A 17,976-nucleotide genomic window follows, 5' to 3' on the forward strand; every position below is an offset into this window, starting at 1 on the left:
CCAGAGGCGAGACAATGATGCCGCCCCGAGCAACGCGGCATCGAGCGACACCGCCTTCGAGAGGACGACCCGGATGAGCATTCTGACCACCAGCTTCGGCCAGCCCGTTCCCGACAACCAGAATTCGCTGAGCGCCGGGCCGCGCGGTCCGCTGCTGCTCCAGGACTTCCACCTGATCGAGAAGCTGGCCCACTTCAACCGCGAACGCATTCCCGAGCGCGTGGTCCACGCCAAGGGCGCCGGCGCCTATGGCAGCTTCCGTGTCACCCGCGACGTGACCGGCTGGACCAAGGCCGCCTTCCTGTCTTCGGTGGGCAAGGAGACGCCGGTCTTCCTGCGCTTCTCCACCGTCGGCGGCGAGAAGGGCTCCGCCGACGCCGAGCGCGACCCGCGCGGCTTCGCCCTGAAATTCTACACGGAGGAGGGCAACTACGATCTGGTCGGCAACAACACGCCGGTCTTCTTCCTGCGCGATCCCCTGAAGTTCCCCGACTTCATCCACACCCAGAAGCGCAACCCGGCCACCAACCTGAAGGATCCCATCGCGATGTGGGACTTCTTCTCGCTGTCGCCGGAGACGATGCACCAGCTGACCATCCTGTTCAGCGACCGCGGCACCCCGCGCAGCTATCGCCACATGGACGGCTTCGGCAGCCACACCTTCTCGTGGATCAATGCGGTCAACGAGCGCTTCTGGGTCAAGTATCATTTCAAGACCCGCCAGGGCATCCAGAACTTCACTGCCGAGCAGGCGGTGACGATGGGCGGCATCGACCCCGACCACGCAACCCGCGACCTGTACGCCTCGATCGAGGACGGCGACTTCCCGGCCTGGACCGTGTCGGTGCAGATCATGCCGGAGGCCGAGGCCGACGCCTACCGCATCAACCCGTTCGACCTGACCAAGGTGTGGCCGCACGCCGACTATCCGCTGATCGAGATCGGCGAGCTGGTGCTGAACCGCAACCCGGAGAATTTCTTCGCCGAGACCGAGCAGGCCGCCTTCAGCCCGGCCAGCGTGGTGCCCGGCATCTCCTTCAGCCCGGACAAGATGCTGCAGGGCCGGCTGTTCGCCTATGCCGACGCCCACCGCTACCGGCTGGGCGGCAATTACGCGCAGATCCCCGTGAACAAGCCGCAGGGCTGCCCGGTCCACAACCACCAGCGCGACGGCGCCATGCGCACCGACGGCAACGGCGGCGGCCGGCCCAACTACGAGCCGAACAGCTTCGGCGGCCCGGCCCAGACCGGTGTCGCCAGCGAGCCGCCGCTGCGCATCAGCGGCGATGCCGCCCACTATGACCATCGCGAGGGCAACGACGACTATGCCCAGGCAGGCGCCCTGTTCCGCCTGATCGGCCCAGAGGCGCAGGACCGGCTGATGGACAACATCGCCGGCACGCTGGCCAAGGCCCCGCTGTTCATCCAGCAGCGCCAGCTGAAGCATTTCCTGGCCGCGGACCCCGCCTATGGCGAAGGCGTCGCCAAACGCCTGGGGCTGACGGTGTCGCAGGCGGCCGAATAAGGGCTGCGCAGTGTTGAGCGGCCCCTCTCCAAGCGCCGGGGAGGGGCCGTTTCGCGTCCGGACGGCGCTCCTCCTTTATCCAAACGGCGTGGTCCCCGCTTGGGGGCAGACAAAGCGGCAGCCGGCGTCCTAAAGTCCGCTCACAGCGCGACGGCGACGAAGGCGGCATGGCACGCGACGGGAAGAGTGACGGGACCACCGGCGGGCTGACCGGGAAGGGGCTGGATACCCTGCTGGCGGCGGCGGAGACCCTGCCGCATGCGCCGGACGATGCGTGGCGGCTGGACCTGTTCCGGGTGGCGCTGCGCATCGCACGGTCCACCGAATCGATGGCCGACCTGGAGCGCGCCAACCTCGCGTTCAAGGCGCTGCCACGCCGCTTGCGCAACCCGCTGGTCGACCGCGCGGCCATGCTGGCCCGGCGCGAGGCGGACCGCGCCCAGACCGCCGACGAGCCGGAGGAGGGGCCGCGGCCCGGCGGGCTGTTGGGCGGGCTGTTCGGGCGGGCTGCCGGACGCCCGAGCCGGCGCACCGCCAAGGAGCGGCTGCTGCGCGAGTTGGCCACCCGCCGCGATCCCGACGACGACCGCGAGAGCTGAACCGTGAGAGCTGATCGGCATGGCTCCTGACGATAGATGCCCGTCCGGCCGCTTGCCCGCCGAAGGACTCGTCCGCCCTCCCCCCTCCGCGTTCCCCGGCCGCGCCGAAGGTCACAGCCGGGACGGTTTACGGCGGGGCTGGAATGTGCAAAGGTCGCTACCTCCAAATCGGGCTTATCCAAACGATAGAAACGAACGATGACCGGGGGTTCCGTGCGTCGCCTGAAGCCGTTGCTGACCTGCGCCGCCCTGTCCGCCCTGCTGACCGCCTGCGCCGGCGGCGGCGGGACACCACGCGCCGTATCCCAGGCCGAGATCGACACCCACGTCGCCGAGGCGTCGAAGCGGTTCGACATGCCGGAGCTGTGGATCCGCGAGGTGATCCGCCAGGAAAGCGGCGGGCGCACCATGGCCAACGGCAAGCCGATCGTCAGCAAGGCCGGCGCCATGGGCCTGATGCAGGTGATGCCGGCGACCTATGACGAGATGCGGCGCAAGCACGATCTGGGCTCCGACCCGTTCGACCCGCATGACAACATCATCGCCGGCACCGCCTATCTGCGCGAGATGTACAATCTGTTCGGCGCGCCGGGTTTCCTCGGCGCCTACAATTGCGGCCCGGGCTGCTATGGCGACTATCTGGCCGGCAAGCGCAACCTGCCGGGCGAGACGCGGCGCTATATCGCGTCGGTCGGGCCGCGGCTGAACCGCACCCCGGCGCCCAACGGTGCCGACATCGTGCTGGTCAGCGCTCCGTCGTCGGACTCCTCCCCCGATTTCGGCTCGTCCTACGCAACGTCGCGGCCGTCCTCGTCCAACTCCGTTCCATCCTATGCACCGCCCGCCGGCAATCGCCCGGCGGCGAGCCGGCCACCGATCAGCGTGGCAGCGCTCCCTGCCCCGGCCGCGGCACCGGCGCAGGCGGTGCGGGTCGTCGCACCCGACACCTCCACCCCCGATGCACCGGCACCCCGCCCGGTGACGGCGATGCCGGCGATCGCCAGCGCCGGCGGGGGGGTGTGGACGGTGCAGCTCGGCGCCTTCCGCTCGCCCGACGACAGCCAGCGCGTGATCGACCGCGCCCGGACCTCGATGCCGGTGCTGTCGCGCTCGCAGCGGGTCGTGCAGGCTGTCGATACCCAGACCGGGCCGCTCTACCGTGCCCGCCTGTCCGGCCTGTCGCAGCAGGATGCGGCCAGCGCCTGCAGCGGGCTGGTGACTCTCGGCATGGCCTGCTTCGTGGTGGCACCGGGGGCGTGAGCCCCGGGCTTCTTCCTGTGCCCCCGTGGCCCGGTGCTTTGCCGCAGCTGCAACATGAAAAGCGCTGCAGCCGGCTCCTGCTGAAGCCGGCTGCAGCGCCTCGAATGGCCGCGCTGCCTGCGACCCGATTACTTCGACGCGTCGACGATGGCGTTGACGAGCTTGTCGCCGTTGGCCTTGGTGAACCCGTCCCAGACCTGGCGAACCGCGGTCTGGAAGGCGGCCGCATCGACGTCGCGGTTGACCTTCATACCCTCCTTCTCCAGTTCCGCGATCATGCTCTCTTCCTTGGCGATGTTCATCTCGCGCTGCTTGGCGACGGCGTCCCTCGCGGATTCGACGATGATCTTTCGGTCGGCCTCGCTCAGGGATTGGAACTTCTTGTCGTTCATCACCATGGCCAGCGGCGAATAGGCATGCTGGGTCAGCGACAGGTACTTCTGCACCTCGTTGAACTTGAAGGAGACGACAATGCCGACCGGATGGTCCTGGGCGTTCACCACACCGGTTTCCAGCGCGGTGTAGAGCTCGGCAACCGGAAGCTGCTGCGGGTTGGCGCCGAGCAGGGCGAACATGTCGTTGAGGGCGCGCGAATTGTTGACGCGCATCTGCAGGCCCTTGAGGTCGGCGGGAACGCGGATCGGGCCACGGTTGTTGGTGATGTTGCGGTAGCCGTTCTCGGGGAAGCCGAGAACCTTGAGGCCATGCTTGCCGAACTGGCCGGCGATCCCCGCACCGATGTCGCCATCGAGAACCTTGTAGGCCACCTGGCGCGTCGGGAAGATGAAGGGCAGCTCGAACACGCCGGATTCGGGAACCAGGCCAGTGAAATTGTTGAGACCCGAGATGGTGATGTCGGTGATGCCGGACCGGGTTCCGTCGATCATCTGGGCGTCGTTGCCGAGCTGACCCTGTGGGAACACGGTGATGCTGATCGCCCCCTTGGAGCGGCTTTCCACCTGCTCCTTGAAGTAGAGCGACATCGCCTGCTGCAGATCCGTCTCCGGCGCCGCATGGCCGAGCTTCAACTTGGTCTGGGCGGAGGCGGAAAAGGATGCCAGCACCAGAAAGGCCGTCATGCCCAGAGTCTTGAGCTTGTTCATTGGTATTCCTCCCTTGATTGACCGGACTTGATTAGCCGGCGAAGAACTTCATCGGAGCGATGATGAGAGATGGGAACAGGATGAAGAGGATCAGCAGAAGCGAGTAGGCGGCGATGAACGGCAGCGCTCCTCTGACCGCGGTGCTCATCTGCGCATGGCCGACGCCGCAGACCACGTTGAGAACCGTTCCCACCGGCGGGGTGATGAGGCCGATCGACGTGTTGATCACGAACATCAATCCGAAATAGACCGGGTCGATTCCCGCCATCTTCACGATCGGCATGAAGAGCGGCACCAGGATCAGGATCGTCGGGCTCAGATCCATGACCATGCCGACCAGCAGCACGATCAGCATGATCACGGCCATCAGCACGCGCGGATGGTCGACCAGCGGGCCGAGAAGCAGCGCCAGCTGCTGGGGAAGCTGTGCAACCGTGATCAGCCAGGCGGCGACCATCGCGGCACCGACGAGGAACATCACCATGGCGGTGGACCGGCCGGCCACGATCAGGATGTCGTAGAAGCCCTTCAAGGTCAGTTCGCGGTAGACGAGCGTGGACACGGCGATGGCGTAGACGGCGGCGACCACCGCCGCTTCGGTCGGGGTGAAGATGCCGAAACGGATGCCGCCGATGATGATGATCGGCAAAAGCAGCGCCCACACGCCGTCGCGCAGGGCGGCAAGGCGCTCCGCCGCCGTGGCGCGCGGCGTGGTCTCAACCGCTTCCTTCCGCATGATCATCCACCAGACGACCATCAGGGTCGCGCCCATCATGAGGCCGGGCGCGATGCCGCCGAGGAACAGCTTGGCGATGGAGATGTTGCCGGCCACGCCGATGATGATCAGAGGCAATGACGGCGGAATGACCGGCGCGATGATGCCGCCCGACGCCAGCAGGCCGATCGAGGCCCCTTCCGGATATCCGGACTTCCGCATCATCGGGTAGAGGATCGACACCAGCGCCGCAGCGTCGGCCACGGCCGAACCCGACAGGCCCGCCAGGAGGACCGAGGTGATGATCGCCACATAGCCCAGCCCGCCCTTGCGATGGCCGACCAGGGTGGCCGCCAGCTGGACGATGCGCCGCGACAGGCCGCCATGCGCCATCACCTCGCCGGCGACGAGGAAGAAGGGAACGGCAAGCAGCGGGAAATTGTCGACGCCGTTCATCAGGGACTGGGTGAGCACATCGGCGCTGAACAGATCCATATGCAGCATCAGCGCCATGGAGGAGAGTAGCAGCGCGAAGGCGACCGGAAGCCCCATCAGGATGCTGATGAGAAGAACCGAGAGAAACAGGATCAAAACCATCATTTGTTCTCCGGCGCGGTCTTGACGGTTTCCGGGGGGCCGAAAAGCCGGGCGATCGCCACGAACGCCATGAGAAGGCCGGAAACAGCGCCAGCCAGGTACATCACCCCGGTCGGCAGCCCGGTGAGCGGTGAAATGTTGCTCCAGTTCGCGATGGTCTGCCGCAAGGCGCCCCAAAAGAGCATCGAAACCGACACGAGAATGACGAGCCATGCGAAGCGGCGCAGGAAGGGGACGGCTCGCGGAAAGAACGCCTCGGAAAATTCCGAGACCGCGAGGTGTTCGCCCCGGCGCAACGCGACGACGGCGCCCAGCATCACCACCCAAACGAACCCCAGGCGGGACAGCTCGACGGACACCCGAAGTCCGGACGAAAAGCCGTACCGCATGACCACGTTGGTAAACACGAGGACGATCATCGACGCCATCAGTATTGCCATGATGGCGTCGATCCAGGTCCAGAGGAACGACACAAGTCGGCCCATGGCACTCCCCCCTTTTGTATTCTTCTCATGCCCGAATCACCGTGCTGTGCACTTGACAATCAGGCATGTCTTAGACTGGGTGTCGAGTGTTATCGATAACACCGCACTCGTCAAGGGGGATTGGAGTCGCAGGGTGCCATTTTATCGGGGGCGCGCGCTCCTGCCGAGCCTGAAACAGAAGCAATGTGGGAAGCAATCGCCGGGCTTGAGGCCGGCCCCGATCCGATGATATCTGTGATTGATTGTTCGCGCCAAAGCATCACGGTATGGTATCGTTAACATCTGCGATGAGAAAATCTGCTCCTGTGGATGACAGGGATGGTGGACAGCTCTCCGCGCCCCGTCGACGATGCCATTGCCAGCAAGCCGTGATTTCCGGTAACTGCCCCCAGCCAGAAGAGGCACATGACCAAACGCCGAGCAAAACCCACGATGCGCGATGTGTCGCGCCTGGCCGGTGTATCCACCATGACGGTGTCGCGCGTCCTCACCGACCCCAGCCTGGTGGCGGAGGAAACCCGGCAGCGCGTCCTCCAGGCGGTGGAGCAGTTGCGCTATGTTCCGGACCGGGTGGCGGGCAGCCTGTCGTCGCGTCGAAGCGGTTTCGTCGCGCTGATCCTGCCGACTCTGATGAACTCGAACTTCGCCGACACCGCGCAGGCGTTGAGCGAGGGGCTGCACAGCGCAGGATACCAGCTGCTCATCGGCTACACGCTCTACAGGCTCGACGAGGAGGAGCGCGTCATCCAATCCGTGCTGACGCGGCGTCCGGAAGCGATCGTGCTGACCGGGATCGAGCATTCCCGGAAGACAACGGGGATGCTCTTCGAGGCCGGCGTGCCGGTGGTGGAAATCTGGGATCTGCAGGACCGGCCCATCGACTATGTGGTGGGCTATTCCAACTTCGAGGTCGGCCGCGCCGCGGCCCATCATCTCGTCGGGCTGGGGCACCGGCGGGTCTGCGCCGTCGGCCCCTGCGACACCGGGGAGGCGCGCGATTTCCGCGCCGAACAGCGGCTTGCCGGCTTTGCCGCCGGCTTGCGGGAAACCGGCACGCCCGACGATCTGATCTTCCGGCACTCCCATGTTCCGCTGTCCTTCACCGAAGGGGCCGACGCGATGGAGATGGTGGCCCGTGAAGCCCCGGATGTGGAGGCCATCTTCGCAGCGTCGGACCTGCACGCCGTCGGTGTGCTGATGGAGTGCCAACGGCGCTCGATCCGCGTGCCGGACGACCTGTCCATCATGGGCTTCGGCGATTTCGAGATCGGCCGGCAGTGCGTTCCGTCGCTGACGACGATGCGGGTCGATGCGCGGGCGATCGGCCTCAGGACCGCCGAGGTGATCCTTGGGGCCCTCGGCGTGCAGGCGTCCGAGGAGAGCCAGTCCCCGGAACGTCCGACGAGGGTTCACGACCTGGGATTCGAGGTGCTCACCCGCGGCAGCACGCGCCCCGGAAAATGGAAGCGATGATACCGACCGGCGGTTGATAGGGTGGGCGGCGGCGGGGGTCACCCCGCCGCCATGGTCGCCGACCGATCGGCGACCGCTTCAGACCGGCAGGCTGGAGCTGGAAAGCGACGGGTCGAAGGCGATCTGCACCTTCATCGCCCGGCCGCGGTCGGAGGCGAGGTCGAAGGCCGCATGGGCGTCAGGCAGCGCGATGGTGTGGGAGATCAGCGGCTTGACGTCGATCAGGCCCTTGCGCATCAGATCGACGCCGATGGCGAATTCCTCGTGGAAGCGGAAGGAACCGCGCAGTTCAAGCTCCTTGGCGGTGATCGCCATCATCGGCAACGACATGTCGCCGCCGAGGCCGAGCTGGACGATTACCCCGCGCGGCCTGAGCGCCCCTATGCCGGCCGTGAGCGCGGCAGCCGCGCCGGAGCATTCATAGAGCACGTCGAAGGTGCCCTTGTCGGCCGAATAGGCCGAGAGTGCCTCCGGCTCCTCCCTCGAATTGATCACGCGGTCGGCGCCCGCGGCTTTCGCAATGTCGAGCGTGAAGTCCATCAGGTCGACCGCCACGATCTCGCCGGCGCCGGCGCGGCGCGCGGCGAGGATCGACAGCATGCCGATCGGGCCGCAACCCGTCACCAGAACACGTTTCCCCAGAAGATCGCCCGCCCGCCGCGTGGCATGCAGGGCCACGGCGAGCGGTTCGGCCATCGCCGCCTCGCCGGCGCCGAGTCCGTCGGCCGGAACGCATTGAACGGCATCGGCGACCAGGGTTTCCCGGAAGGCCCCCTGGATATGGGGAAAGGGCATTGCGCTGCCGTAGAAGCGCATGTTGAGGCACTGGTTGTGCAGTCCCTGCTGGCAGTAACGGCAGGTCCGGCAGGGCCGCGACGGCGACACCGAAACCAGCTGGCCGACCTCCAGCCCGGTGACGCCGGGACCGAGCTTGGCCACCCTGGCCGAAACCTCATGGCCGAGGATCATCGGTTGCTTCAGCCGGACGGCGCCGAACCCGCCATGCTGGTAGTAATGCAGGTCGCTGCCGCAGATGCCCCCTGCGGCGACCGCGAGCCCGACCTCGCCTTCGGCCGGTTCCGCATCGGGATGGTCCTCGATGCGGAGATCCTTCGCGGAATGGGCGACGATGGCTTTCATGGACGATCTCCTCAGAGAACCGGGGTCGGAAGCGGCTGCCCGGCGAACTGGGCGGCGATGTTGTCGCGGACGAGCTGGCCCATGGCCTTGCGCGTCTCGATCGTGCCCGACGCGTGATGCGGCTGGAGCAGCACGTTGTCGAGGGCCAGGAAACGCGGATTGAGCTTCGGCTCGCCTTCGAAGACGTCCAGGGCGGCGGAGCCCAGCGTCTTGGCTTCGAGCGCGTCGAGCAGCGCCTCCTCGTCGATGTTGGACGCGCGGGATATGTTGATCAGCATCCCATCCGGCCCAAGCGCGGCGATCACGTCGCGGTTGATGATGTGACGGGTGGCGGCAGATGCGGCAAGCGTCACGAACAGGAAGTCCGAGCGCTCCGCGAGGGCGACCGCATCCGCGACATACTCCATGCCCGCCGCATAACTCTTCGGGCCGACGTCGCTATAGGCGATCTGCATACCGAACCCTTGAAGGCGCTTGGCCACCTCGAAGCCGATGCGGCCCAGCCCGACGATGCCGGCGCGCCGGCCCCAGACGCGGCGCTTCAGCGGATAGAGGCCCTTGGCCGCCCAATCGCCGTTCCTGACCCAGCCTTCCGCGCCGATCATCCCGCGCGACTGGCAGAGCATCATCGCGACGCCGAGATCGGCAACGTCGTTCGTCAGGACATCGGGGGTGTTGGTCACCCGGATGCCGCGTTCGCGGCAGGCCTCCAGATCGACGGCGTCATAGCCGACGCCATAGACCGCGACGATCTCCAGCTTCGGGCAGGCATCGATCATGGCGCGGCTCGCGCCTAGCTCGCCCCGCGTCGCGATGGCACGGACCGACGGCCCGACCTGGGCCAGGAAGGCCGCCTTGTCGGCCGCCTCGAAATAGCGGTGCGTCCGGTAGGCTTCGTTCAGCGGGCCCTCGTCCCAGTCCGGATAGGGGCCCACCTGCAGGATCTCGGGTTTTTCCATTTTAAATTCCTCCCTCGGAAAGCTCTTGACCGTCGTGTTATCGATAACATAAACAGGGGTTGCGATGCCTGTCGAGGCAAAAAAAAATCGGGAGGAAACGGTGTCTCTGGAACTTTTCAGCCTGAAAGGCCGGCGCGCCCTCGTGACCGGCTCGTCGCAGGGCATCGGGCTCGCCCTGGCCAAGGGACTTGCCGCGGCCGGCGCGTCGGTGGTCCTGAACGGCAGGGACAGCGACAAGCTGGCACGGGCCGCCGCGCAGATCGGCCAGGATGCCGCAATCCTGGCCTTCGACGTGACCGACCACCGGGCCGCCCGCGAGGCGGTCGACCGGTTCGAGGTGGATAGCGGGCCGATCGACATTCTCGTCAACAATGCCGGCATGCAATTCCGTGCGCCGCTGGAGGAGTTCCCGGCCGACGCCTTCGAGCGCCTGATGCGGACCAACGTCTCCAGCGTCTTCAATGTCGGGCAGGCCGTTGCCCGCCATATGATCGGCCGCCGGGCCGGCAAGATCATCAACATCGCCAGCGTCCAGACCACGCTGGCCCGCCCGTCCATCGCCCCCTACACCGCGACCAAGGGCGCGGTCGGCAACCTGACCAAGGGCATGGCGACCGACTGGGCACGCTACGGCCTCCAGTGCAATGCGATCGCGCCGGGATATTTCGACACTCCCCTCAACGCCGCTCTGGTCGCCGATGCGGACTTCTCGGCCTGGCTCGAGAAGCGGACGCCGGCCGGACGCTGGGGCCGGGTCGAGGAACTGGTCGGCGCCTGCGTGTTCCTGGCTTCCGAAGCCTCCTCTTTCGTGAATGGGCATGTGATCTATGTCGACGGCGGCATCACGGCTTCGCTCTAGCGCGGGCGGCGTCAGCCGCTTCGTGCTGATGGGGGTATCGGGCTGCGGAAAATCCTCGGTCGGCGGCGCGCTGGCCGAGCGGCTCGGCGCCACCTACGTCGATGGGGACGATCTTCATCCCGAACCCAACATCCGCAAGATGGGCGCCGGCATCCCGCTCACCGACGAGGACCGCTGGCCCTGGCTCCTGCGCGTCGGCCAGATGCTGGCCCAGGACGGGGCGATGACCATCATTGGCTGTTCGGCGCTGAAGCGCGCCTATCGCGACAGGATCCGCGAGACAACCCGCAAGCCGGTGCGCTTCATCCATCTGGCTGGCGCACGGGATGTGATCCTGGCGCGGATGAATGCCCGGCCGGGCCATTTCATGCCATCCTCGCTGCTCGACAGCCAGTTCGCGGCGCTGGAGCCGCCAACGGCCGACGAAGGCGCCGTTATCGTTAACATCGACCAGCCACTTGACCAGATCGTCACGGGTGTGATCGCAGCGTTGGAAGAGGGGGAGCGATGAGCAGGACGATTGCGCTGATCGGCGCGGGAGCCATGGGCGGCGCCATCGGTGCGCGATTTCTGGAGACCGGCAACAGCCTGATCGTCTTCGATCTCGATCCCGAGAAGATCGCCGTGCTGGAGGCGAAGGGGGCCGCCACGGCAGCCAGCGCCGCCGAGGCGGCAAGCTCGGCCGATTGCGTCATTCTCAGCCTCAATTCGCCCGGGATCGTCCGTGCCGCCATGTTCGGTCCGGGCGGCATCGCCGAGGGCGCGAAGCCCGGGACGCTGATCGTCGACATGTCCTCGATCGATCCGGACGCGACCAGGGCGCTTGCCGCCGATGCGGCGGACAAGGGATTGCGCTGGGTCGACAGCCCGCTGTCGGGCGGCGCGCCGAAGGCGCTCATCGGCCAGCTCACCCTGATGCTCGGCGGGACGGATCGCGACGTGGCCGACGCCCGGGAGGTGCTCAAGGACGTCGCGAGCAACATCACCCACATGGGACCGTCCGGCGCCGGCCAGACGACGAAGCTGATCAATCAGGTTCTGTGCGGGCTGAATTTCCTGGCGGTGGCCGAGGCGACCCAGTTGGCCATCGACGCCGGCGTCGATGCCGCCAGGATCCCGATGGCGCTGAAGGGCGGCAGGGCCGACAGCGCCATCCTCCAGGAATACATGCCGCGCTATGTCGCCAAGGATTACCGGCGCACCGGCCGCATCGACAACATGGTCAAGGACCTCAACGGCGCCCAGGACCTCGCGCGGCGCACCGGCACCGCCATGCCGCTGACCGCCGTCTGCGCGGAGGTGCACCGCATGCTGACCGCCGCCGGCCTCGGCGGGGAGGATCAGGCGGCGCTGATGGAGTTCTTCAAGGGCGCAAAGAAGGAGATTCCGCAATGATCACGCGTTTTGCCCTGTTCGAGGGCACGGTCAAGCCCGGCCAGACCGAGGCCTTCCGGGCGGCGGTGCTGGAGAGCATCCTGCCGAGATGGAAAGCTCTCCCCGGCGCGCTGGATGTCCGCGTGGCCTTCACGGAAGACCGCGATGCCGGCGCGCCGGAAATCCCATTGATCCTGGCGATCAACTATCCCGACCGCGAGACGGTCGAGACGGCACTGGCAAGCCCGGAGCGCGAGAAGGCGAAGGAAGCAACGGAGGCCGTGCTCGCCCGTTACTTCGATGGCCGCATCCATCATCATGTCACGCTGGCCAACGAATTTCCCCTCTGAGCAGCTTGCGTGTGACAGGCGGATCGGTTGACGGTGGGGAGCATCGTGGCAACGGCTCCCCTTCCCTCCCCGCCCAGCTCATGGCGCAGCCGGGGGTCGCGTTGGACACTGACTTCCAACCGATTTAGGCTCCAACGTCGACGGGGACGGTTCCGGCTGCCGGTGGCGAAGCAGCAGCTGCTGGAGCGATTACCACAGCACCTCTGACAGCCTGCTAAGGCGAGGCTGCATCCCCCGCCAAACCGCCCGACGCCCCTGCCAATTCCCGAGCCGGCGCGGTCGCGATGCCGTTCTGCAGATATTCCAGGAAGGCCCGCTCGGCACGGTTCAGCTTGGCCTGCTCATTCCAGATCAGATGGACGTTGACCGGGGCGATGCCTTCATAAGGCGGCAGTTCCCACAACATCCCGTCATCCACGTCGCGCGCGGCGATGTGCTCCGGCAGGGGGCCGATGCCGAGGCCGCACAGGATCATGCGTCGAACCTCCTCCAGGTTGGCGGAGGAGGCGACGACGCGGCCGGCGAAGCCCTCGCGCGCGCGGAACAGGGTCAGCGGCGACAGCGCCCCGTCGATCTGGTCGGAGGTGAAGGACACGAAGCTCTCGTGCCGCAACTCCGCGATGTCGATGTCGCGCTGGCCGAACAGGCGGAAATCCGGGCCGCAATAGAGCCGGTAGGTCTGGCGCAGGAAGACCTGGCTGGACAGCCCGGGGATCGGCTCGCGCAGCAGGCAGATCGCCATGGCGCCGACCCGCTGCTGCAAGGCGATGTGCGCGTCGGCCGAGGCCATGACGTCGATGCGGAAAGTCACAAGCGGGTACATCCGGTGGAATTCCCGCAGCGACCGGTCGAGCAACGGGGTCTGGATGCGGCTGGTCATCAGGATATGGACATGGCCGCTGATCTCGTCCTTGGCGTCGCGCACCAGGGCACCCAGGCGCGATACCGTGGCGTGGATCGTCACCGCCTCGTCATAGACCTGCTCGCCAGCGGCGGTGACGGTGAAACGGCCGGGACCGCGATCGATCAGCGTCCGGCCCAACTGCTCCTCCAGCCGCTTGAGGGCGAGACTGACCGCCGGCTGCGTCAAAAACAGGCGGACGGCGGCCCGCGTGATGCTCCCCTCCTGCACGATGACCATGAAGGTGCGCAGCAGGTTCCAGTCCATCTGCTGGCCCAGACGGGCCAAAGCCTGCCGTTCCGCCTCGGTTTCGTTCACCGCACCCCCCTCTTTTCCGCTGCCCTTATCCGATGCAGGCACCTGTCCGCCCAAATTCTACGCACATGATCGCTCACTGAGCAACTGCGGCATAAATCAAATTCATGCCCTAAATGAAAAATGCTTATTTGCCTCATCGCTTTCATCACCGCCTAATCGACACATGGCGGCTTTCAAACATCGCCATGCCAGAACAACTCAGACCTCCGCTATGGCGGCCATATCCATTTGTGATGGGCCGCATCGCAATCGCTTCGTCTTTTTCCATCGGCCCGCGCGACCGTCCCGCAGCGGCGAAAAGGATTCGGAATGACACGGGAACCGGAACACCGTCTCGACCATGCGTTGCCGGACGCCGGCCTGCGTGCCGCGATCCTGGAGGCGGCGGACGCCATGCAGGATGATTGCGTGGCCCTGCTGTCCGATCTCGTGCGCCAGCCGTCGCTGCTGGGGGACGAGGCCGGGGCGCAGGCGCTGATGGCCGACCGCTTCGCCGCGCTGGGGCTGGAGGTCGACCGGTTCGAGGTGGACGAGGATGCCATCTCCCGCATGCCCGGCTTCTCGCCGCCTGTCCGCCCCGGCGCCTATGCCGGCCGCGAGAATGTCGTCGGCATCCACAGGCCGCGCGAGGCCAAGGGCCGCTCGCTGATCCTGAACGGCCACATCGACGTGGTGCCGACTGGACCGGCCGAATTGTGGACCGCCCCGCCCTTCGAACCGCGCATCGCCGAAGGCCGCCTCTACGGCCGCGGGGCCGGCGACATGAAGGCGGGAATCGCCGCCTACACCGCAGCCTTCGCCACGCTGCGCAAGCTGGGCCTGCAACCGGCCGCACCGGTCTATCTCCAGTCGGTGATCGAGGAGGAATGCACCGGCAACGGCGCGCTCGCCTGCCTGCACCGCGGCTACCGCGCCGACGCCGCGGTGATCCCGGAGCCGTTCAACCATTCCATCTCCATCGCCCAGGTCGGGGTAATGTGGCTGCGGCTGGTGCTGACCGGCACGCCGGCCCATGTGCTCGACACCTCGGCCGGCACCAACGCCATCGAGGCGGCCTATGCGCTGGCCGCCCACCTGAAGGCGCTGGAGGTGCGCTGGAACGAGCCGGCCTGCCGCCACCCGGCTTTCTGCGGCCATGCCCATCCCGTCAATATCAATCTCGGCCGGATCGAGGGCGGCGAGTGGCCGTCGTCAGTCCCGACGCGCTGCGCGCTCGACCTCCGGCTCGGCTTCTTCCCCGGGCAGGAGCCGGAGGCGGTCCGCGCCGAGGTGACCCGGGCGGTGGAGCAGGCCCGCTCCACCGACCCGGCACTCGCCGGCGTCGGCATCGAGCTGGTGTGGAACGGCTTCCAGGCCGCCGGCTGCGAGATCGACCCGGCCCACCCGCTGGTGACCATGCTGGCCGACAGCCACCGCGCGGTGCGCGGCGGCGACCCGGAACTGGTGGCGCTGACCTGCACCACCGACGCCCGCTTCTTCCAGCTCTACGGCGATACCCCCGCCACCTGCTACGGCCCGGAGGCGACGCGCATCCACGGCATCGACGAGTCGGTGTCGCTGGACAGCCTCCGCGACGTGACCCGCGTGCTGGCGCTGTTCATCGCCGGCTGGTGCGGACTGGAACCCGTCTGACCCGCCTTTCGCAAGCCACTCATTCCACGAGACGCCGCCCGATGATCGCTGCAAAGCTGACAGCAAACGCCGCCCACCCGCCGCGCGCCACCCGCGACTGTTCCGACGTAGAGTGGAAGGCCCGCACCGATCTGGCCGCCGCCTACAAGCTGTTCGACCGGCTGGGCATGACCGACCTGATCTACACCCACATGTCGGCCCGCATCCCCGACACCCCCGACCATTTCCTGATCAACCCCTATGGGCTGATGTTCCACGAGGTGACGCCCGACAACCTCGTGAAGGTCGACATCGACGGCAATCTGGTGGACGAGCGCGAGGGCGACGCCATCAACCCGGCCGGCTTCACCATCCACAGCGCCGTCCATCACGCCCGCCCCGACGTCGGCGCCGTCATCCACCTGCACACCGATGCCGGCATGGCAATCAGCGCCCAGGCCGACGGGCTGCTGCCGATCACCCAGCATTCGCTGCGCTGGTACAACCGCATCGCCTACCACACCTACGAAGGCATCGCGCTCGATCTCGCCGAGCGCGAGCGGCTGGTCGCCGACCTCGGCACCCACCACAGCATGATCCTGCGCAACCACGGCCTGCTGACCGTCGGCCAGGACGTCGCCGAGGCGGCGGTGCTGATGTACTACCTGGAACAGGCCTGCAAGCAGCAGGTCATGGCGCTGGCCGGCGGCCGTCCGCTGGTCTACCCCGCTCCGGAGGTGTGCGAGCACACCGCCCAGCAATATGAACGCGCCTATCCGCGTGCCGGCGTCCTCGAATGGGATTCGCTGCTGCGCTGGCTGGACGGCACCACCGGCCCGACCGGGCCGCGGTGAACACCGGCCGACACCCCCCGGCCAAAAAACAATCGACACGACAGGGTCGCTGACCACACCGACAACTTCTGGAGACGAGGACACCCGATGACACGACGCCTTTCCGGTATCCCCGCCAGCTTCCAACGCGGTTTCCGCCGCAGCGTCCACCGCGCCGCCGCCGCCGGCCTGCTGGCAGCATCGCTCGCCATCCCCGGCACTGCCGCCCTGGTCGCCGCCCCGGCCATGGCCCAGGAAACGCCCGTTCGCGGCGGTGTCCTCAACTCCATCGTCCAGCCCGAGCCCCCGACCCTGATGCTGGGCCTGAACCAGCAGGGCCCGACCCAGACGGTCGCCGGCAAGATCTACCAGGGCCTGCTGACCTACGACCAGAAGCTGAACCCGCTCCCCTCGCTGGCCGAGAGCTGGACGGTGTCGCCGGACGGCCTGACCTACACCTTCAAGCTGTTCCAGAACGTGAAGTGGCATGACGGCAAGCCCTTCACCGCCAAGGACGTGGTGTTCTCGACCTCCAAGTTCCTGATGGAGGTGCATCCGCGCGCCCGCGCCGTGTTCAGCCGCTGCGAAAGCATCACCGCAACCGACGATTACACCGTCGAGTTCAAGCTGAAGGAGCCGTTCCCGGCCTTCATCCAGTCCTTCGAGGTGTCGTCCGCCCCGATGGTCCCCGCCCACCTCTATGACGGCACCGACTATCGCGCCAACCCGGCCAACAACACGCCCATCGGCACCGGCCCGTTCAAGCTGAAGGAATGGGTGAAGGGCAGCTACATCCAGCTCGTCCGCAACGACGAGTATTTCAAGAAGGACCTCCCCTATCTCGACGGCATCACCTTCCGCGTGATCCCGGACGCCGCCAGCCGCTCGCTGGCGCTGGAAAGCGGGCAGGTGCAGCAGACCCAGTACAGCGACCTGGAGCCCTTCGAGGTTCCACGCATGAAGGCGCTGCCCAACCTGACCATGACCACCGCCGGCTACGAGTTCGTCGCGCCGATGTCGTGGCTGGAGATCAACCACCGGGTCAAGCCGCTGGACGACAAGCGGTTCCGCAAGGCGATCGCCTACGCCATCGACCGCAAGTTCATCCGCGACAAGATCTGGTTCGGCCTGGGCCGCGTGCCGACCGGCCCGATCAACTCGGTGGTCAAGTTCTACGATCCGAAGGTCACCACCTACGAACCGAATCTCGACAAGGCCAAGGCGCTGCTCGACGAGATGGGGCTGAAGCCCGACGCCAAGGGCGTGCGCGCCACCGTCAAGCTGATGCCGATGCCCTATGGCGAGACCTGGACCCGGCTGGGCGAGTATCTGAAGCAGGCGCTGGCCAAGGTCGGCGTCAGCGTCGTCCTGGAAAGCACCGACGCCGCCGGCTGGGCACAGCGCGTCTCCAACTGGGACTACGAGATCACCACCAACTTCCTCTACCAGTACGGCGACCCGGCGCTTGGCGTCGCCCGCACCTACATCTCGTCGAACATCCGCAAGGGCGTGCTGTTCACCAACACCATGGGCTATTCCAACCCGAAGGTGGACGAGCTGTTCGCCAAGGCCTCGCAGGAGATCGACCCGGCCAAGCGCCAGGAACAGTACAGCGAGGTCCAGCGCATCCTGTCCGACGACCTCCCGGTCGTCTGGCTGCTGGAGATGGAATTCCCGACCTTCCTCGACAAGCGGGTGAAGAACGCCAACACCACCGCCATCGGTGTCAATGACACCTATGAGAGCGTCTGGCTGGCGAAGTAACGAGACGCGCTGCTTCCCCCTCCCTGCCCCTCCCCCGCTTTGCGGGAGAGGGAAGGACCCGCGGCGGAGCCGTGGGAGGGAGGGGGGCATCGTCCGCAAGTTAGGAATCT

The 17,976-nt window shown here is 66.7% G+C and carries 17 protein-coding genes; 11 read left to right on the top strand and 6 right to left on the bottom strand.

What is annotated here, in order from left to right; all coding sequences use genetic code 11:
• The first annotated feature begins 73 nt into the window (after nucleotides 1-73).
• From ABMY26_RS04990 to ABMY26_RS05000, 3 genes are all read left to right on the top strand, one after another.
• Nucleotides 74-1,525 carry a catalase gene (locus ABMY26_RS04990; protein ID WP_372394386.1) on the top strand — a complete coding sequence of 484 codons (1,452 nt, stop codon included), beginning with the start codon at nucleotides 74-76 and terminating at the stop codon, nucleotides 1,523-1,525.
• A 167-nt stretch (nucleotides 1,526-1,692) separates the two neighbouring features.
• The gene (locus ABMY26_RS04995; RefSeq protein ID WP_372394387.1) at nucleotides 1,693-2,124 is read left to right on the top strand and encodes a hypothetical protein; all 432 of its coding nucleotides are present in this window, start codon (nucleotides 1,693-1,695) and stop codon (nucleotides 2,122-2,124) included.
• Nucleotides 2,125-2,322: 198 nt separating this feature from the next.
• Nucleotides 2,323-3,384 carry a transglycosylase SLT domain-containing protein gene (locus tag ABMY26_RS05000; RefSeq protein ID WP_372394388.1) on the top strand — a complete coding sequence of 354 codons (1,062 nt, stop codon included), beginning with the start codon at nucleotides 2,323-2,325 and terminating at the stop codon, nucleotides 3,382-3,384.
• A 128-nt stretch (nucleotides 3,385-3,512) separates the two neighbouring features.
• Here ABMY26_RS05000 and ABMY26_RS05005 read toward each other — a convergent pair whose 3' ends face one another.
• The 3 genes from ABMY26_RS05005 to ABMY26_RS05015 are packed head-to-tail and all read right to left on the bottom strand — an operon-like array spanning nucleotide 3,513 to nucleotide 6,284.
• Nucleotides 3,513-4,487 carry a DctP family TRAP transporter solute-binding subunit gene (locus ABMY26_RS05005; RefSeq protein WP_372394389.1) on the bottom strand — a complete coding sequence of 325 codons (975 nt, stop codon included), beginning with the start codon at nucleotides 4,485-4,487 and terminating at the stop codon, nucleotides 3,513-3,515.
• Between the two features lie 31 nt (nucleotides 4,488-4,518).
• A complete protein-coding gene (locus tag ABMY26_RS05010; RefSeq protein WP_372394390.1) occupies nucleotides 4,519-5,802 on the bottom strand; it encodes a TRAP transporter large permease subunit in 1,284 nt (427 codons plus the stop codon).
• Complete coding sequence (locus ABMY26_RS05015) at nucleotides 5,799-6,284, bottom strand: TRAP transporter small permease (RefSeq protein WP_372394391.1); 486 nt, start codon at nucleotides 6,282-6,284, stop codon at nucleotides 5,799-5,801. Before ABMY26_RS05015 ends, ABMY26_RS05010 begins: the two co-directional genes overlap by 4 nt.
• Before the next feature lie 405 nt (nucleotides 6,285-6,689).
• Here ABMY26_RS05015 and ABMY26_RS05020 point away from each other — a divergent pair, with 405 nt between their 5' ends.
• The gene (locus ABMY26_RS05020) at nucleotides 6,690-7,757 is read left to right on the top strand and encodes a LacI family DNA-binding transcriptional regulator (RefSeq protein WP_372394392.1); all 1,068 of its coding nucleotides are present in this window, start codon (nucleotides 6,690-6,692) and stop codon (nucleotides 7,755-7,757) included.
• A 78-nt stretch (nucleotides 7,758-7,835) separates the two neighbouring features.
• Here the strand turns inward: ABMY26_RS05020 and ABMY26_RS05025 are convergent, their stop codons facing one another.
• Nucleotides 7,836-8,897 (bottom strand): L-idonate 5-dehydrogenase, encoded by a 1,062-nt coding sequence (locus ABMY26_RS05025; RefSeq protein ID WP_372394393.1) that lies wholly within the window; start codon nucleotides 8,895-8,897, stop codon nucleotides 7,836-7,838.
• Between the two features lie 11 nt (nucleotides 8,898-8,908).
• A complete protein-coding gene (locus tag ABMY26_RS05030) occupies nucleotides 8,909-9,856 on the bottom strand; it encodes a 2-hydroxyacid dehydrogenase (RefSeq protein ID WP_372394394.1) in 948 nt (315 codons plus the stop codon).
• 100 nt (nucleotides 9,857-9,956) lie between these two features.
• Between ABMY26_RS05030 and ABMY26_RS05035 the strand changes: the two genes are divergently transcribed.
• From ABMY26_RS05035 to ABMY26_RS05050, 4 genes are read left to right on the top strand one after another with little or no spacing between them, the layout of a single operon-like run.
• Nucleotides 9,957-10,715 carry an SDR family oxidoreductase gene (locus ABMY26_RS05035; RefSeq protein WP_372394395.1) on the top strand — a complete coding sequence of 253 codons (759 nt, stop codon included), beginning with the start codon at nucleotides 9,957-9,959 and terminating at the stop codon, nucleotides 10,713-10,715.
• Nucleotides 10,684-11,226, top strand: a complete 543-nt coding sequence (locus ABMY26_RS05040; protein ID WP_372394396.1) for a gluconokinase — start codon at nucleotides 10,684-10,686, stop codon at nucleotides 11,224-11,226. Before ABMY26_RS05035 ends, ABMY26_RS05040 begins: the two co-directional genes overlap by 32 nt.
• Nucleotides 11,223-12,110: an NAD(P)-dependent oxidoreductase gene (locus ABMY26_RS05045; RefSeq protein ID WP_372394397.1), complete on the top strand. Its 888-nt coding sequence runs from the start codon at nucleotides 11,223-11,225 to the stop codon at nucleotides 12,108-12,110. Before ABMY26_RS05040 ends, ABMY26_RS05045 begins: the two co-directional genes overlap by 4 nt.
• A complete protein-coding gene (locus ABMY26_RS05050) occupies nucleotides 12,107-12,439 on the top strand; it encodes a hypothetical protein (protein ID WP_045586186.1) in 333 nt (110 codons plus the stop codon). The genes ABMY26_RS05045 and ABMY26_RS05050 overlap by 4 nt, the downstream gene beginning before the upstream one ends.
• Nucleotides 12,440-12,653: 214 nt before the next feature.
• On the opposite strand, the gene ABMY26_RS05055 is transcribed toward ABMY26_RS05050, so the two are convergent.
• A complete protein-coding gene (locus ABMY26_RS05055; RefSeq protein WP_372394398.1) occupies nucleotides 12,654-13,658 on the bottom strand; it encodes a LysR family transcriptional regulator in 1,005 nt (334 codons plus the stop codon).
• 309 nt (nucleotides 13,659-13,967) lie between these two features.
• Here ABMY26_RS05055 and ABMY26_RS05060 point away from each other — a divergent pair, with 309 nt between their 5' ends.
• The 3 genes from ABMY26_RS05060 (at nucleotide 13,968) to ABMY26_RS05070 (ending at nucleotide 17,866) form a co-directional block, all read left to right on the top strand.
• Nucleotides 13,968-15,290, top strand: coding sequence for an ArgE/DapE family deacylase (locus ABMY26_RS05060; RefSeq protein WP_372394399.1), 1,323 nt, complete (start codon nucleotides 13,968-13,970; stop codon nucleotides 15,288-15,290).
• A gap of 41 nt (nucleotides 15,291-15,331) precedes the next feature.
• Nucleotides 15,332-16,123 carry a class II aldolase/adducin family protein gene (locus ABMY26_RS05065; protein WP_372394400.1) on the top strand — a complete coding sequence of 264 codons (792 nt, stop codon included), beginning with the start codon at nucleotides 15,332-15,334 and terminating at the stop codon, nucleotides 16,121-16,123.
• Nucleotides 16,124-16,210: 87 nt separating this feature from the next.
• Nucleotides 16,211-17,866, top strand: coding sequence for an ABC transporter substrate-binding protein (locus ABMY26_RS05070; RefSeq protein WP_372394401.1), 1,656 nt, complete (start codon nucleotides 16,211-16,213; stop codon nucleotides 17,864-17,866).
• The last annotated feature ends 110 nt before the right edge of the window (nucleotides 17,867-17,976 follow it).

It is taken from the genome of Azospirillum sp. HJ39, assembly GCF_041507355.1.
Classification (GTDB): Bacteria; Pseudomonadota; Alphaproteobacteria; order Azospirillales; family Azospirillaceae; genus Azospirillum; species Azospirillum thiophilum.